Raw genomic sequence first — 16012 nt, 5'->3', positions numbered from 1 at the left:
TTCCTCGGCGTGCTGGATGATCGCCAACCGACGACGGACTTCACGGGGCAGCAGCGGTTCGCTCATGCAGGTCTCCTAGTGCTCGGAGACCCGGACTGTCAACGATGTCCGTCAGTTTTAGACCTGACCTGTGCCCCCGGCAGGATTCGAACCTGCGACACCGGCTTTAGGAGAGCCGTGCTCTATCCCCTGAGCTACGAGGGCGGACGGGCCTGAGCTTACCGTGACGGCAGGCCCAGGCCCGACGGCCGCGTCAGCGCAGTTCCGCGATCACCTTCGAGAAGTTGGCGATGTTGTTGTCCTGCACGGTGAAGGACGACACGCCGTACTTTTCCCGGTATGCGAGCAACGTGTCGGCGATCTCACGAGGAGATCCGCTAAGCACCGAGGGCTGCGACAGGATCTGCTCATCGGTGAGCTCCGGCGCGTAGCTGCGCGTCAGCTTCAGGTCGGGCTCGGTATCGCCATCGCGTGGCATCGCCGTGATCGCCAGATTCAGCTCGAGTGTGTCGAACCGATCGCCGGCGGCGTTACGGACGAAGTCGACACGTTCGGCGAACGGGTCCTCGACGTCGCGGACCTTGGAGCCGGTCAACCCGATGATGGCGGCGTTGTGGGCCGCGATGGTCAGCACGCGGTCGCCATTGCCGGCGATGATCAGCGGCGTCGACGGGTGGTGCTCCTTCAGATACTTCGTCATGTGTTCGAGGTAGTCGACCCGGGCGCCGGCGCTGGGATAGGGGATCTCCGCGGCCTCGAACTCTTCCCGGACGTAGCCGGTGCCGAGCCCGATTTCGAGGCGGCTGTCGCTGAGCAGATCCAGCGCTTGCATGTCCCGGCTGAGCAGGGCCGGCTTGTAGAACGCGGAGTTGAGCACATACATGCTGAGCCGCAGCGTTGTGGTGACCATCGCGACCGCGGTCAGGGTCGGAAAAGGCGCCGCGGCACCCAAATGGTCGGGCACACACAGAATGTCGAAGCCGGCGTCTTCAGCGCGCTTGGCCTTATCGAGCAGTGCCTCGCGTGATTTGAAGAACCGCATGCTCATGCCAAATCGAAAATCCTTGGCCACCAACAACCTCCGTTAAATGAGTTAGGGATAGTTACCAGGAGCGAGCCGCGGTCGCCAAACCCCGAACCAGGGCAGCGGTGACCGACGACAAGCCATCCGAACCCGGCAGCGGGCTGCGCGGGCTCAAACCCCTGACACGAACCGACAATTCGAGCTGTGTGCCGCCGTCGCGTACCCGGTTGACCGGGTTGTCAGGATGTAACCCCCGCAGTTCGAGCGGGATGTCGTCAAGGTCGGTGACGACCTGATAGCCGCTCAACTGAATGTGCTGGGCGAGATGGGCCGCCAGCGTGCGATTGCGGCCCCCCGCCAGTAGTTGTGTACTGCGCCCGATGCGTCCATATCCGTGCAGCGAGACCGCGACGTCGACATGGTCGAGGAACTCGGCGAGTCGTCCCGACTCGGCGGGGTCGAATCGTGCCGACGGCAGGTGATGCGGGTAGTGGTCGGGATGGCGCAGCAGGTATACCGACGCGCCGGCGGCCTCGGCCGCGCGTTCGGCGATGACGTCTGTCATCCCTTCCAGTCCACCGCCATGGATGGCCAAAAAGCCGAACCGGGACCGCAGCTGACTGGCTTCGACCACCCCAGGCTGGCGCAGCAACTCCGAAAGTGACTGTGGCCCAGGTCCGTACGCAGTTCTCGCGAATGCCGGGCGAGGCCAGTGCGTGGGGTCCCAGCGCCGTAAGAAGTCGATCCAGCGTTGCGGAAGCCCGTGCTGGACGGCGCCGTCGATGATCGTTGGCAGATAGCCCGGCCGCGGCGGACCCGGGGTCACCCGGCGGTCGATGTAGACCCAGGCCGGCGCCGGGCCGTCGTCGGTGTGGACGGTCAACTCGTCCCGCCGGTAGCGCACCGGAACGCCCTCGGCGCTGTCCAGCGCGGCCAGGTCGTGGTCGGAGAGTTGCCAAACGACCCCGTGTACCTGATTGCCGGTGAACGGTTCGACCGTCGCCACTCCGCGCTGGTTGATCAGCCAGTCGTGATCGGCCAGTATCGCCGGCCGTGGATCAACGGCGTCGGGACAGCGCCGCGCCATCTGCCTGACGCACAGGTTCGACCCATATGCGAAGTAGGGGTGCCGGCGCGCCTGCATTCAGTGGCTCACCGTCAGACAAATTGGCACTAGGTGAGCCTAGATGCTTCGTATAGCTATGTAAAACGTGGTCCGCCCGAAATGCCGAAGATCGGCCGAACCTCGCACCCGGAGGCTACGGGCAGTAGGTCGCAACGGCGAGGTTCACCATGGCGGTGGTGTCGTCGAAATTGATGCCGCGCGGGCCCAGGGTGTTGTGGACGTCGTCCGCAATCTGTTGTGACGACCAGCCATTCCACCGATCGGCACAAATGTGGTGTGCCATCAGGATGATGTCGCCGTCGTCCCCGGCTGGCCAGGTGAATCCTTGGGCGCGCATCTTGACCAGGAATCCGTCATCAACGGCGTCGGCGGCAGCAACCGACGCGGTCGCCAGCAGCGCGGCGCCGACCATCAGGGGGGCGGTAAGTCTGGCCAGCCAGAGGGGTGAAGGCATTTGACGCGTTTCCCTTCCGTCTTGGGGTGAAGGCCGCGTCAGTCTGCGAGTCGAAAACGGCGCAGAGATGAAGAACAGAGAAAGCCTGAAGAAACATATCGACCGACTAAATAGTGTGGGCGTCAGGACCCTTTTACGGTCAGATAGATCAGCACCACGTTCAGCACGCTCACCAGTGCCGCGACCGCCCAGCCGATTGCCGTCGTGATCGGGTGGTTGGTGTCGCTGCCCATCAACTTGCGATTGCTGGTGAGTCGGACCAGCGGCAGCACCGCGAACGGAATTCCAAAGGACAACACCACTTGTGAGAGCACCAGGGAGCGGGTCGGGTCGAGGCCGAACGCCAGGATCGCGACGGCCGGGCACAGGGTGGCCAGGCGGCGCACCATCATTGGTACCGATCGATGCAGCAGTCCCTGCATGATCATCGCGCCGGCGTAGGCGCCCACCGACGATGACGCCAAGCCGGATGCGAGCAGTCCGATGGCGAAGAGCAAGGCGATCACCGGGCCCAACGTGCTGTGGATCGCGCTGTAGGCGTCGTCGATCGACGCGACGTCGTCGTGCCCCTGCAGGTTGATCGCGGCGACGAGCAGCATCGCTGCATTCACCGTTCCGGCGACGGCCATCGCCAGCACCACGTCCACCCGAGTCACCCGCAGCAGCCAGCGTCGTTGGGGGCCGGGCTCGGGGTGTCCGTGCCGATCCAGCACCAGACCCGAGTGCATGTACACCGCGTGCGGCATCACGGTGGCGCCGAGGATGGCGGCGGCCAGCAACACGGTTTCCGCACCCTGGAATCGCGGCACCAATCCGCCGAGCACGGCGCCCGGCGGTGGCGTGGCGACAAAGAAACTGGCCGCGAAGCCGATCGCGATGATCAGCAGCAAGCCCGTGATGACGCGCTCGAAAAGGATCTGCCCCCGGCGGTCTTTGATCGTCAGCAGCAGCAACGACACCACCCCGGTGATGACTCCACCGAGTGGCAGGGGCAGACCGAACAGGATCCGCAGCGCGATCGCCCCACCAATGACTTCGGCGACATCGGTTGCTATCGCGACGATTTCAGCTTGCACCCAGAAGGTCAGCCGCAGCGGGCGGCTCATCTCCCTGCCGATCGCCGAGGGTAACGAGCGTCCGGTTACCAGGCCGAGTTTTGCCGAGAGGTACTGCACCAAGCCGGCCATCACATTGGCCGCGACGATCACCCACAGCAGCAGGTAACCGAATTGCGCGCCGGAGCTGACGTTGGCAGCGACGTTTCCCGGATCGACATAGGCGATCGCGGCGACGAATGCCGGCCCGAGCAGATACCAGCTTGTCTTGAACGAGGCCCTGGTGTCCTGCGCCAACTGACCGACCTTCGCTGTGTGCGTATTCCCGAATAAAAAAGTTAGGTTAGCCGATATCCGCCTGCTGGCGAAGTGTGGGCCTGCCCTAGGTGGCGCCGATGCTCCCGCCGCCGTCCACCCGAATGATCTGGCCGGTGATGTAGCCGGCGTCCTCATGCAACAACATGCAGATCACGTGGGCGATTTCGGCAGTGGTGCCGACGCGGTTCATCGGGATGTCCTTGAGAACCAGCGCCTCGCGCGCCGACCCAACCGGGCTGCGTTCCCGGTACATCTCGGTTTCTATCGGCCCCGGGGCTACCGCATTGACGGTGATGCCCGATGACGCGAGCTCACCGGCCCAGATGCGGGTTGCGGTTTCCAATGCGCCCTTCGCGGCGGCATACGGCGTCCGTTCGTCGACGCCGGTCGTCGTCAGGCTGGAGACGTTGACGATGCGGCCCCACCCCGCCTCGGCCATGCCGGGCAGCACGGCCTGGACCACCTGCACCGCGGTGCGCACATTCATGTCGTAGGTGAGGAAGAGATCATCGAGATCGACCGACCCGATGTGGCCGAACCGGGCCAAGCCGACGTTGTTGACCACCGCGTCGACCCCGCCCTCGGCGACGATCGTGTCCAGCGCTGCCGCGGTGGCCTCGCGATCAGCCAGGTCGACCTCAACGAATTGGCCGGCAAAGTCCGGCGGTGCGCTGCGCGCGAGCCCAATCGGCTGGTAGCCGTCGGCGGCCAGGCGATCTACGACCGCACGGCCAATTCCCTTCGACGCCCCGGTGACCAGCACTCGCCGCTTCGACATCGCCTTCCCCTTTCGCGTTCGCAGATGCGATCGATTAGGGGAACGCCAAAACGCCCGCGTTTCATGCCATGCGCTCGATCACTCGGGCAGGTAGAGCCCCTTGCCAGTGACCAGTGGCAGGTCGAGAGTCGTCACGATGCCCGGTGCGGCGGCCACCACCGCCGGGATCGCGTTGACCACCCGCATCGCGGTGGCTACCAGTCCGGCGTGGTTGTGATCGCCCTGGCGGCTGCCCAGGCAGACGTCTACGGCGTAGGACGGTTCGCCGGTGATCTCGATGCGATAGGACCCACCCTCCTGTGCCGGCTGCGGCCATTCGGGGCACAGGTCCTCGCGGAGCCGGGTGACGTGTTCGAGGACGACGACGGGCTCGCCGTTGACCATGCCGAACACCTCGAATCGGAGCGCCGCCGCAGTGCCCTTGGCGATATGCCCCGAGGCGATGTCGAAGTCCTCGGGCGCCGGCACGCGGATGTACTCCTGAGTGACCGAATCGAGCGAAAGGCCCAGGCCTGCCGCGATTTGCCGGATCACCGATCCCCACGCCAAGCTCAGCACACCGGGCTGCAGCAGCATCGGGAGGTCGTCCATCGGCTTACCGAATCCCATGACGTCGAACATGACGGCGGCGCTGTCGTAGGTCGCGTAGTCGACGATCTCCATGCACCGAATCTGCTGGATGCTCTGACAGGTGCCGGCCAGGGCCAGCGGCAGCAGATCGTTGGCGAAGCCAGGATCGATGCCGTTGACGAACAGGTTCGAATTTCCTTCGGCGCAGCATCTTCCAGCGGCTTGATGAGTTCCTCCGGGATCACCTTCCACGGATACTGCAAAAAGACTGGGCCGCTGCCGACGATGTTGATGCCGGCCGCCAGGACGCGTCGGTAGTCCTCCAGCGCCTCGGGCAGCCGGTTGTCGGCCAGCGCGTTGTACACCGCACACTGTGGCCCGGTGGCCAGCACGGCATCCAGGTCCGTGCTGGCCAGCACTCCGGTCGAACCTGGAAGTCCGGCAAGTGATGCCGCGTCCTTGCCGGCTTTGGAATCCGATGACACCCAGACGCCAGTGAGCTCGAATTCGGGGTTGGTGATAAGGGCTCTCAGTGCATGGACGCCGACATTGCCGGTGCCCAATTGGACGACGGGGATGGGCATTTCAGGCTCCTTGGTGGTGGTTGGTCACAGGTCCGGGACGGGGATGTCGAGATTCGGGTAGGTGAGACCACCATCGACCTCCAGCGTCTTGCCGGTCAGGAAGTTGCCGGCCGGCGACGCCAAATAGACTGCAGCGGCGGCAATGTCGACCGGATCGCCGAGGCGACGCATGGGTGTCACCTGCTCCATCGGCTTGCGCAGATCGTCGTTGGAGGCCACCACGTCCAGCGCGGAGGTAAGGATTGAGCCGGGTGCGATGGCGTTGACTCGGATGCGTGGGCACAGGTCCAGCGCCGCCGACCGGGTGTAGTGAGACAGCGCGGCTTTGGCGGTGGCATAGGCGGCGAAGCCGCGCCCGGCCAGCCGGCCCATGGTCGAGGTGATGTTGATGATGCTGCCGCCGCCGGAGTGCTCGAGCATCAACGGCACCGCGGCCACGGTCAGTGCGTGGGCGGTGGCGACGTTGAAGGTGAACGCGTCCTTGAGGTCTTTCGTCGAGGTGGTGAGCAGCGTGTTGGGCATGGTGCCCCCGACGTTGTTCACGACGATGTCCAGTTTCCCGAAGGCCTCGACAGCCTGCTCGGCCAGCTTCGCGGTGGCCTCAGGATGTGCCAGGTCTGCGGCGACGATGTGGGCCTTGCGGCCCGTCGCGCGGACCTGTTCAGCGACGGCCTCTAGTTGGGATTCCGTGCGCGAGGCGATGAGAACATCGGCGCCGGCTTCGGCGAATGCCACCGCGATGGCCGCCCCAAGACCGCGGCCGCCACCAGTGATGACGGCGACTTTATCGTCGAGACGGAACCTGTCAAGGATCATTACGGCCTCTCTTCGTTGAGCTGTCGCCCGAAACGGAAGTAAGACTGGCCGTCTCGGATCTCGGCATTTCTGAAACAGGTTCTAGTTTGGCATACGGCCACGGCGAACGGGCGCCCAGATACCGCGATTGGCTAACCGCTGAAAGAATTGCGGGCGAAGTCTGCGAACCCGCCGATGGCCTGCGACGACAGCTGGCAAATTCGCCGACGTTCACCCAGTTGCGGTTGGCTTTGCGGCTGGGGGGAAGATGGCAGCTTGGGGCACCGCGAATAAGCGGCGATTATCTTCTCGTTTTGTACGAAGGATTGAATTGAGAATCAACCGATTTGGCGCCGTCCTGTCCGTTCTGGCTACCGGTGCACTGATGTTGTCGGCGTGCGGCGAGGGCCGCAACGCGAGTGAAGGAAAAACGACAACCGCGACTTCCTCGGTGAAATCAACCTGCCCCGGCGCAACGAAATTGAAGGCAAGCGGGTCAACGGCGCAGGCGAACGCCATGACGCGTTTCGTCAAGGCGTTCGAGCAGGCGTGCCCGGGCCACGCGGTCAACTACACACCCAACGGGTCGGGCGCGGGAATCAGCGAATTCACAGGCAATCGAACCGATTTCGCCGGGTCGGACTCGACCCTGGCGCCCAGCGAATCCGCCGCCGCGCAGCATCGATGCGGCTCACCGGCTTGGCAACTGCCGGTGGTGTTCGGCCCGATCGCGATCACCTACAACGTCAACGGCCTGACTTCGCTGACTCTCGACGGTCAGACCGCGGCCAAGATTTTCAACGGTGGCATCACCAAGTGGAACGATCTTGCGATCCAGGCGCTTAACCCGGGTGCCAGCTTGCCCGCCGAGCCGATTCAGGTCGTGTTCCGCAGCGACGAGTCGGGGACGACGGACAACTTCCAGAAGTATCTCGACGCCGCCTCCAAAGGCGCATGGGGTAGGGGCGCCGGCAAGAAGTTCAACGGCGGTGTCGGGGAGAGCGCCAAGGGCAACGACGGCAGCGCCGCGGCCGTCAAATCCAACGACGGGTCCATCACCTACACCCAGTGGTCGTTCGCCAAGGCGCAACACCTGGACATCGCCAAGATCGTCACGTCGGCGGGTCCGGACCCGGTGGCGATCGGCGCAGACTCGGTGGGCAAGGCAATTGCCGGGGCCTCGATCATCGGGCAGGGCAACGACCTGGCCCTCGACACGACTCCGTTCTATCGGCCGAATCAGCCCGGCGCGTACCCGATCGTGTTGGCGACCTATGAGATTGTGTGCTCCACGTATCCCGATCCCCAGGTCGGTGCGGCTGTAAAGGCGTTTTTGCAGACCACGATCGGTGCTGGCCAGAATGGCTTGGCGGACAACGGATATATCCCGGTTCCGGATGCATTCATGTCGCGGTTGTCGGCTGCCGTCAATGCAATCGCGTGAGCTGACACCGTTTGAATTCCGTGATTGTCACCAGGGGCGACTTCGTCAGGAGGGCATCCACAACAATTTTGCCGAACGTTAACCTGTTCTTACTGTGGCTTCACGTGCGCGAGGAAGACGGTTGGTTTTGTAAGTTGCGGCAAGAACCGCGGCGTTCAATCGTAAAGGTGAGGAACTGAATTGAAACTCAACCGGTTTGGTGGCTTGGTCACAGCGTTGGCTGCTGGAACATTCGTCATCTCGGGATGTGGCAGTGACAACAACGCGACTGGGGGGAGCACGACGACCGGCGCGCCATCGGGGAAGGTGACCTGCGGTGGTACCAAGACGCTGAAGGCAAGCGGGTCGACCGCCCAGGCCAACGCGATGACGCGCTTTGTCAAGGCATTCGAGCAGGCTTGCCCGGGGCAGACATTGAACTACACGCCCAACGGATCGGGCGCCGGCATCCACGAATTTAACGGCAAGCAAACAGATTTCGGTGGCTCGGACTCGCCGCTGAGCCACGACGAGTATGCGGCTGCGCAACAGCGCTGCGGCTCCCCGGCGTGGAACCTGCCCACCGTGTTCGGCCCGATCGCGGTCACCTTCAACATCAACGCAGTGACGTCGCTGAACCTCGACGGTCCCACCCTGGCGAAGATCTTCAACGGCGGTATCACCACGTGGAACGATCCTGCGATCCAGGCGCTCAATTCCGGTGCGACTTTGCCGGGCGAGCCGATTCACGTGGTATTCCGCAGCGACGAGTCCGGGACGACGGACAACTTCCAGAAATATCTCGACGCCGCTTCCAACGGCGGCTGGGGCAAGGGCGTCGGCAAGAAGTTCAACGGCGGTGTCGGCGAGGGCGCCAAGGGCAACGACGGCACCAGCGCCGCCGTCAAAGCCACCGAGGGCTCCATCACTTACAACGAATGGTCGTTCGCTCAGGCGCAACACCTGAACATGGCCAAGGTCGTCACGTCAGCGGGTCCGGACCCGGTGGCGATCAGCGCCGACTCGGTAGGCAAGACGATTGCCGGGGCCTCGATCATCGGCCAGGGCAACGACCTGGTCCTCGATACGATTTCGTTCTACCGGCCTAGCCAGGCCGGCGCGTACCCAATCGTATTGGCGACGTACGAGATTGTGTGCTCGAAGTATCCCGACTCCCAGGTCGGCCCTGCCGTGAAGGCATTTATGCAGAGCACCATCACTGGCGGTCAGAATGGCTTGGCGGACAACGGATACATTCCGATTCCGGACGCCTTCGGCTCGAGGTTGTCGGCTGCTGTCAACGCCATCTCGTGACCTGAGGTCGTGGTGTCCGAAGGGCTGTGAGTGAGTCCGTCGGGGGCAAAGGCTGCCCTGACAGCCATTAACCCACGCGCAGTGCGGCGCGGCGATCGAATATTTGCCTCGATCGCCGCCGCCGCCGGCTCGACGATCGTGATCGCGATCGTGCTGATCGCGATATTCCTGTTGCTTCGCGCAATCCCGGCGTTGCGGGTGAACCACGCAAATTTCTTTACCAGCAACGAATTCGATACCAGCGACGTCGCGGAGTTGGCTTTCGGCATCCACGACTTGCTGATGGTCACTGCGCTGAGTTCGATGACCGCGCTGGTGTTGGCTGTGCCGGTTGCTGTCGGGATCGCGGTGTTCCTAACCCAATACGCGCCGGCGCGACTGGCGCGCCCATTCGCCGCGATGGTTGACCTGCTGGCCGCAGTACCGTCGATCATCTTCGGGCTGTGGGGCATCTTCGTGCTGGCGCCCAAACTCGAGCCGGTAGCCGAGTTCTTGAATCGCAACCTGGACTGGATCTTTCTGTTCAAGCACGGCAACGTGTCCTTGGCCGGTGGCGGCACCATCTTCACGGCCGGGATCGTGCTTTCGGTGATGATCCTGCCGATCATCACCTCGGTAGCACGAGAAGCATTCCGCCAGACCCCGCGCATCCAGATGGAGGCCGCCCAGGCACTCGGCGCCACGCGATGGGAGGTAGTGCGAATGACCGTGCTGCCCTATGGGCGTAGCGGTGTCGTCGCGGCCTCAATGCTGGGCTTGGGCCGCGCACTCGGCGAAACCGTTGCGGTGTTGATCATCTTGCGCGCGGCCGCCCGCCCGGGCAATTGGTCATTGTTCGACGGCGGCTACACGTTTGCCTCGAAGATCGCCTCCGCGGCGTCCGAATTCAGTGAGCCGTTGCCGACCGGTGCTTACATCTCGGCGGGATTCGCGCTGTTCGTAGTGACGTTCGTGGTCAACGCGGCCGCCCGCGCGATCGCTGGAGGAAAGGTCAACGCATGACCGCCGAAATACTGCGCCTGCCGGTCAAAGCCACGACGTTGCAACCGCTCAGCCTGCGACGGAAGGTCAAAAACCACGCTGCGACAATGCTTTTCTTCGCCTCGTTCGGTGTCGCCCTGGTGCCGCTGGTCTGGTTGCTATTGGTGGTGATCGAACGCGGTGGGTATGCCGTCGTCCGGCCGGGTTGGTGGACGCATTCGTTGCGCGGGGTGCTCCCCGAGGAGTTCGCCGGCGGTGTCTACCACGCCCTGTACGGGACGATGGTGCAGGCGGGAGTGGCCACTGTGCTGGCGGTGCCGCTGGGTTTGATGACTGCGGTGTATCTCGTGGAATACGGTTCGGGACGGTTGGCGCGGGTGACCACCTTCATGGTCGACGTGCTGGCCGGCGTTCCCTCGATCGTGGCGGTGCTGTTCATCTTCAGTCTGTGGATCGCCACATTGCAGTTCCAGCAGAGTGCGTTGGCCGTGGCGCTGGCGCTGGTGTTGCTGATGCTGCCTGTCGTGGTGCGCTCCGCCGAGGAGATGCTGAGGTTGGTGCCCGACGAACTGCGGGAAGCCAGTTACGCGTTGGGTGTTCCGAAGTGGAAAACCATTGTGCGGATTGTATTCCCGATTGCGATGCCGGGCATCATCTCCGGCGTCCTGCTGGCTGTCGCGCGCGTGATCGGCGAGACGGCGCCGGTGCTGATCCTGGTCGGGTACAGCCGCTCGATCAATCTCGATATCTTGCACGGCAACATGGCCTCACTGCCGCTGCTGATCTACACCGAACTCAGCAATCCAGAGCATGCGGGATTTCTGCGGATCTGGGGCGCGGCGCTCACGCTGATCATCATGGTTGCCGCGATCAACCTCTTAGCCGGGGCATTTCGGTTCCTGGCGACCCAGCGACGGGACTAGCGGCGCACGATCAGGATCGTGCTTTGGCGGGCGACTTCTTGGCGGCCGTCTTTTTCGCGGCGGTCTTTTTGGCGGGGGCTTTTTTGGCGGCCGTCTTCTTGGTCGGTGCCGTTGCGGCACCGGAGCGGGCTTTCACACTGGCCTCCAGCTTGGCGAGCAGATCGGAGACGTCTTCGGTCTCGTCCAGCTCCTTGGGCTTCTCCTCAGTGGTAAATGCCTCTCCGCCTTCAAGTTTGGCGTCGACAAGCTCCTGCAGCTGCTCCTGGTAGGTGTCCCGGTAGCGGTCTGGGTTGAAGTCCTCGGCCATCGACTCCACCACCTGCCCAGCCATCTTCAGCTCCGCGGGCTTGATCTCAACCTTCTTGTCCAGCACCGGAAAGTCGGGATCGCGAATCTCGTCGGGCCACAGCAAGGTGTGCACCACCATGACGTCACGTTTGCCGAAGTCCTTCACGCGCAACGCCGCAAGCCGGGTCTTGTTGCGCAGCGTGAAATGGACGATCGCCATGCGATCGGTCTCGGCCAGTGTCTTGGCGAGCAATACATACGATTTGGACGACTTCGAATCAGGCTCCAGGAAATAGCTGCGGTCGAACATCATCGGATCGACCTCGCTGGCCGGGACAAATTCCAGCACTTCGATTTCGCGGCTGCGTTCCTCGGGCAAAGTGGAGATGTCGTCGTCGGTGATCACCACCATCCGGCCGTCGTCGGATTCGTAGGCCCGGGCGATGTCCCGGTATTCGACGACCTCGCCGTCCACCTCGCAGGTCCGCTGGTAGCGGATGCGGCCGTTGTCCTTGGCGTGCACCTGATGAAACTTGATGTCGTGGTCCTCGGTGGCGCTGTACACCTTGACCGGCACATTGACCAGTCCGAACGCGATCGAACCCTTCCAGATGGAGCGCATGAATTCAGTATGCCCATACCACCGCCAGCAAAACAGCTTGACAGGTCCGTGAGCTGGGATTGAGCGGCTATTGCGCAGCCGGCGGTGGGCGGGCCGGCTAGCGATTCTTGTCGCGAACCATCAGCGAAACTCGTTGACGGTCAATCTGATCAGGCAAGGACAGCCAGCAACTCCGGCGGTCACGCGAGCGGGGGTGGCTCCCCGGAATAGTGGCGAACCTGATTGCCTCCGGCGCGTTTGGCCTGATACATGGCGGCGTCCGAAGTCCTGATCAGATCGTCGATGAGTTCCAAACCCGGGGTGATCGGACCGGCGCCGAGCGCGGCGCTGGAAGTGCCGATGCTCGCGGTGATCTGAAAGGGTATTGCGGCGATGGCATCGCAAATCCGTTCGGCCATCCTCCCCGGGTCGGGTGTGGCCTTGATGTCGGCGACCACAAATTCCTCTCCACCCGACCGGCCGATCACGGCCGTGGCGCGACAGCTCGCCTGAAGCGCCGCGGCGACGGCGACCAGTGCCTGATCGCCCGTGGCGTGGCCGTGCGTATCGTTCAGTCGCTTGAAGTCGTCGAGATCGATGACCGCGACCACCAGATATGAGCCGGGCATGCTGCGATGAACCCTGATCAGTTCGTACGCCGAGTTGTTGAAGGAGCGCCGATTGTGCAGGCCGGTGAGCGGATCGCGGCCGGAGCTTTGCAGGTCCGTTCGTAGTGTGTGCACCAGCGACTGCATGCCGAGTGGCACACCGATGTTGAGTCCTATCACGACGATCAGGGAACCGGCGGTCAGCGCAATGTCGCCGGTGGCCGCGATAATTCGACACGACAGAACCACCACGCATGTCATGGCCACGGCGAAGTTGGCAAGCACGTAGCTAAAGGCATGGAAATAGGCGATGTAGCCACTCAGGATTGCGAAAGTCGTGCATCCCATCAACCCCACCTAGGGGTTGGACAGCGTCAAGAGCGCCGCTGCGATGCCCGCCATTGCGATGAACAACCAAAGACTCGACTGACGTCGGTTCGGCCACCGTTTCAACCGCAGAGTCGCGCCGGCGACGCCGAGTGTCGATGCCACGATTGTCACCGAGCGAGTCACCGAATGTGCAGGTCCGGCCGGGCTGCAGAGCATGATGAGCGGTTCGACCGCGAATGCGGCGATGAAGACGGCCGATATCTTGCGCCACGGGTTCAGAAGGCCGTGACCGTCCAGGTAGGCACTGATCCAGTCGAACTGGTCTGGCTGCTTTGCCACGGACTCGTCCATACCTCCTGGTGTTCGCCGCATCCGATGCCGGCGACCGCTGTCCATCCAGGGTCAATGTAGCGCTGCCGCCCAACGAGCCGACTTTTACGCTCGAATTCGTCCCCGCGGCCGCCCGGGTACTACCCGAAACTACTTGGGCTAGAAGGTGATTGAGCGCGCAGGGCAGCTCGGTCGGGTAGATCGGCGCCGGCGCGTCCGACGGTCAGTGCCGACACCAGGCCGGCTGCCTCCAATGCCGCGGTCAGTTCTTCGACCCGGACCCGGGCCAGGGCGGGCCGCCGGTCGCCTCCGAGCAGGTCCATTTCCCAGAGCGCGTCGAGCAGGCCGACCATGAACGCGTCGCCGGCGCCGATGGTGTCGGCCACCCGGACCTGCTTGGCGGCCACGTGCGCCTCGCCCGCCGCGCAGAACGCCAGACAACCCCGTTCGCCCCTCGTCACCGCGACGATCGCCGGGCCCAACGCCAGCCACGCTCGCGCTGTTTGCTCCGGCTCGTAATCGGGGTCGATCCAGCGCAGATCTTCGTCGCTGACCTTGACGATGTCGCTGCGCTCGACGAGCTGCTCGAGACGCGTGCGAGCCAAATCGCGGTCGGCGATCAGCGAGGGCCGCACGTTGGGATCCACCGTGACCGTGGCCGACACCCGGTAGGCGTCGAGCAGCGCCGCGACCGCCAAGCACCCGGGCTCGCGTACGGCCGCGATGGACCCGGTGTGCACGAACAACGGCGGTGGCACTTCAGGAGTGCCGGACAACTGCCAGTCCAGATCGAAGGTATAGGTGGCCGACCCGTCGTCGGCGATCGTCGCCGCTGCGGTCGGGGTGCGGGCGGCGGTCACACTTCCCGGAACAAGCTGTGCGCCAGACGCTTTGACATAGTCGACGACACGCCGACCGTGCGCATCGTCGCCGATGTGGGTCAGGAAGTCGACGTCGCGGCCCAGCCGGCCGAGTCCGACGGCGACGTTCAGCGGACTACCGCCGACGTGTTCGTCGTCCTCGACGATATCGATCAGCGACTCGCCGATCACCAGCCCGCGGGTCATCGCACTAAAGCCTCCAATGTCGCCCGAGCTCCCTTGCGGTGCAACGAATCCAGCGCCCAGCGGTAGGCCTCAACGAACCGGTGCTGGTGGGACAGGTCCGCGAACACCGCAGTGATCTCGATGAACGCGCATGCGTTCTCGTGCTGCGACCGGGCGATCGGGATGAGCGAATCCGCCAGCTGGTCCAACACCTCGTAGGGCTCGCCCCACTCGTCGACACCCTCGGCGTAGCGGGCCCAGCTGGCCACCGCTGCCGACGCCATTTGAACCGGCCCGTCACTGGCCAGGTTGTCGCAGATAACGGGGAACAGCCATTTCGGGATGCGATCCGACGAGTAGGCGCACAGCCGCGAGACGGTGTCGCGCACCGCGGGGTTGGCGAACCGCTCGACCAGCGTGCGGCCGTACTCGTGCAGGTCGATCCCGGGCACCGGCGGGAGCGTCGGGATGGCCTCGTTGTCGAAGTAGGAGAGTAAGAACTTGGCGAACAACGGATCCTGCGCCGCTTCGTGGACGAACTCGAAGCCGCAAAGATGGGCGAAGTAGCACAGGCACTGATGACCCGCGTTGAGCAGCCGCAGCTTCATCAGCTCGTACGGGCGGACATCGTCGACCACCAGCACGCCCGCTTGCTCCAGCGGCGGCCGGCCGTCGGCGAAGTCGTCCTCGAGCACCCAGGCACTGAACGGCTCGGCCACCACCGGCCACCGATCGTTGACGCCGAAGTCGCGTCGCACTTCTGCGGCCATCTCCAAAGTCGTTGCCGGAGTGATGCGATCGACCATCGAACTCGGGAATCGGGCGTGCTGCGCGACCCACTCGGCCAACCCCGGATCCATGCGTTCGGCACTTGCGAGCACCGTACGCCTAGCGACCTCACCGTTGTTCTCGATGTTGTCGCAGGAGACGATCGTGGGCGCGGGGATTCCGCGGTCGCGGCGCCTGGCGAGCGCCTGGGTGATCAACGCGAACGCGGGCCCATCGGGATCGCGATACCCGCCCTCGGTGATGGTCAGCGAAATGATTCGCGTGGAACCCGCGGCGAGCAGCTCCAACGCTGCCTCCGGATCGTCGGGGGCGTAGCGGTAGTCGATGATCGAACCGATCACCTGTGCATCCCGGCTGCCGTCGGGGTTTTCCAGGATCAGCGTGTAGAGCCCGTCCTGACCATTGAGGACGTCGCGCATGGTCCAGTCGGCGGGCATCACGCCTACCCCGCAGATGCCCCACTCCTGCGCCAGGCCTTGCTGCAGCAGCAGGTTGATGTATGCGGCCTGATGCGCCCGGTGGAAGTGACCGGCGCCGATGTGCGCAATGCCGACGCTGACGCTGCCGCGATCGTATTTCGGTGCGTCGATCGGCAGTTTGGCGAGCGACGCGTTGTTCAGATCTATCGCGCTAGCCGCCATTGGGCACCTCCTTCGCGGGGCCGCCGCCCGGATC

Annotated in this window: 15 protein-coding genes, 1 tRNA gene and 1 pseudogene; 4 read left to right on the top strand and 13 right to left on the bottom strand. The window is 64.0% G+C overall.

Annotated elements, in window-relative coordinates:
- Window positions 1-131: 131 nt before the first annotated feature.
- The 8 genes and pseudogenes from H7K34_RS19850 to H7K34_RS19815 all read right to left on the bottom strand — a co-directional run bounded on the left by H7K34_RS19850 (window position 132) and on the right by H7K34_RS19815 (window position 6725).
- Window positions 132-204 (bottom strand) — tRNA-Arg (locus H7K34_RS19850).
- Between the two features lie 49 nt (window positions 205-253).
- Window positions 254-1078 carry an LLM class F420-dependent oxidoreductase gene (locus H7K34_RS19845; protein ID WP_264063791.1) on the bottom strand — a complete coding sequence of 275 codons (825 nt, stop codon included), beginning with the start codon at window positions 1076-1078 and terminating at the stop codon, window positions 254-256.
- A 25-nt stretch (window positions 1079-1103) separates the two neighbouring features.
- Entirely contained in the window at window positions 1104-2168 is a 1065-nt protein-coding gene (locus H7K34_RS19840) for a poly-gamma-glutamate hydrolase family protein (RefSeq protein WP_264063789.1), read from the bottom strand.
- 115 nt (window positions 2169-2283) lie between these two features.
- The gene (locus H7K34_RS19835; RefSeq protein ID WP_264063787.1) at window positions 2284-2604 is read right to left on the bottom strand and encodes a DUF732 domain-containing protein; all 321 of its coding nucleotides are present in this window, start codon (window positions 2602-2604) and stop codon (window positions 2284-2286) included.
- Between the two features lie 122 nt (window positions 2605-2726).
- On the bottom strand, window positions 2727-4013 hold the full coding sequence (locus H7K34_RS19830) for an Nramp family divalent metal transporter (protein WP_264063811.1): 1287 nt from the start codon (window positions 4011-4013) through the stop codon (window positions 2727-2729).
- 28 nt (window positions 4014-4041) lie between these two features.
- The gene (locus H7K34_RS19825) at window positions 4042-4755 is read right to left on the bottom strand and encodes an SDR family oxidoreductase (RefSeq protein WP_264063786.1); all 714 of its coding nucleotides are present in this window, start codon (window positions 4753-4755) and stop codon (window positions 4042-4044) included.
- A gap of 78 nt (window positions 4756-4833) precedes the next feature.
- Window positions 4834-5909 (bottom strand): annotated as a pseudogene (locus H7K34_RS19820) (NAD(P)H-dependent amine dehydrogenase family protein).
- Window positions 5910-5933: 24 nt separating this feature from the next.
- Window positions 5934-6725, bottom strand: a complete 792-nt coding sequence (locus H7K34_RS19815) for an SDR family oxidoreductase (RefSeq protein ID WP_264063785.1) — start codon at window positions 6723-6725, stop codon at window positions 5934-5936.
- Between the two features lie 310 nt (window positions 6726-7035).
- Between H7K34_RS19815 and pstS (H7K34_RS19810) the strand changes: the two genes are divergently transcribed.
- The 4 genes from pstS (H7K34_RS19810) to pstA all read left to right on the top strand — a co-directional run bounded on the left by pstS (H7K34_RS19810) (window position 7036) and on the right by pstA (window position 11345).
- On the top strand, window positions 7036-8148 hold the full coding sequence (gene pstS / locus H7K34_RS19810; protein WP_264063784.1) for a phosphate ABC transporter substrate-binding protein PstS: 1113 nt from the start codon (window positions 7036-7038) through the stop codon (window positions 8146-8148).
- Window positions 8149-8328: 180 nt separating this feature from the next.
- On the top strand, window positions 8329-9441 hold the full coding sequence (pstS, locus tag H7K34_RS19805) for a phosphate ABC transporter substrate-binding protein PstS (RefSeq protein WP_264063783.1): 1113 nt from the start codon (window positions 8329-8331) through the stop codon (window positions 9439-9441).
- A gap of 30 nt (window positions 9442-9471) precedes the next feature.
- Window positions 9472-10443 carry a phosphate ABC transporter permease subunit PstC gene (gene pstC / locus H7K34_RS19800; RefSeq protein WP_264063782.1) on the top strand — a complete coding sequence of 324 codons (972 nt, stop codon included), beginning with the start codon at window positions 9472-9474 and terminating at the stop codon, window positions 10441-10443.
- Window positions 10440-11345, top strand: a complete 906-nt coding sequence (gene pstA / locus H7K34_RS19795; protein ID WP_264063781.1) for a phosphate ABC transporter permease PstA — start codon at window positions 10440-10442, stop codon at window positions 11343-11345. Before pstC ends, pstA begins: the two co-directional genes overlap by 4 nt.
- A gap of 10 nt (window positions 11346-11355) precedes the next feature.
- Here pstA and ku read toward each other — a convergent pair whose 3' ends face one another.
- From ku to H7K34_RS19770, 5 genes are all read right to left on the bottom strand, one after another.
- Window positions 11356-12255 carry a non-homologous end joining protein Ku gene (ku, locus tag H7K34_RS19790; protein WP_264063780.1) on the bottom strand — a complete coding sequence of 300 codons (900 nt, stop codon included), beginning with the start codon at window positions 12253-12255 and terminating at the stop codon, window positions 11356-11358.
- 179 nt (window positions 12256-12434) lie between these two features.
- Window positions 12435-13190: a GGDEF domain-containing protein gene (locus H7K34_RS19785; protein WP_264063779.1), complete on the bottom strand. Its 756-nt coding sequence runs from the start codon at window positions 13188-13190 to the stop codon at window positions 12435-12437.
- Between the two features lie 9 nt (window positions 13191-13199).
- Complete coding sequence (locus tag H7K34_RS19780) at window positions 13200-13511, bottom strand: hypothetical protein (RefSeq protein WP_264063778.1); 312 nt, start codon at window positions 13509-13511, stop codon at window positions 13200-13202.
- A 131-nt stretch (window positions 13512-13642) separates the two neighbouring features.
- Window positions 13643-14569 (bottom strand): carbohydrate kinase family protein, encoded by a 927-nt coding sequence (locus H7K34_RS19775; protein WP_264063777.1) that lies wholly within the window; start codon window positions 14567-14569, stop codon window positions 13643-13645.
- A complete protein-coding gene (locus tag H7K34_RS19770) occupies window positions 14566-15978 on the bottom strand; it encodes a mannitol dehydrogenase family protein (RefSeq protein ID WP_264063776.1) in 1413 nt (470 codons plus the stop codon). Before H7K34_RS19770 ends, H7K34_RS19775 begins: the two co-directional genes overlap by 4 nt.
- Window positions 15979-16012: the final 34 nt, after the last annotated feature.

The organism is Mycobacterium montefiorense (assembly GCF_025823255.1).
Taxonomy (GTDB): domain Bacteria; phylum Actinomycetota; class Actinomycetes; order Mycobacteriales; family Mycobacteriaceae; genus Mycobacterium; species Mycobacterium montefiorense.
This window is presented reverse-complemented; position numbering and strand designations above follow the sequence as displayed.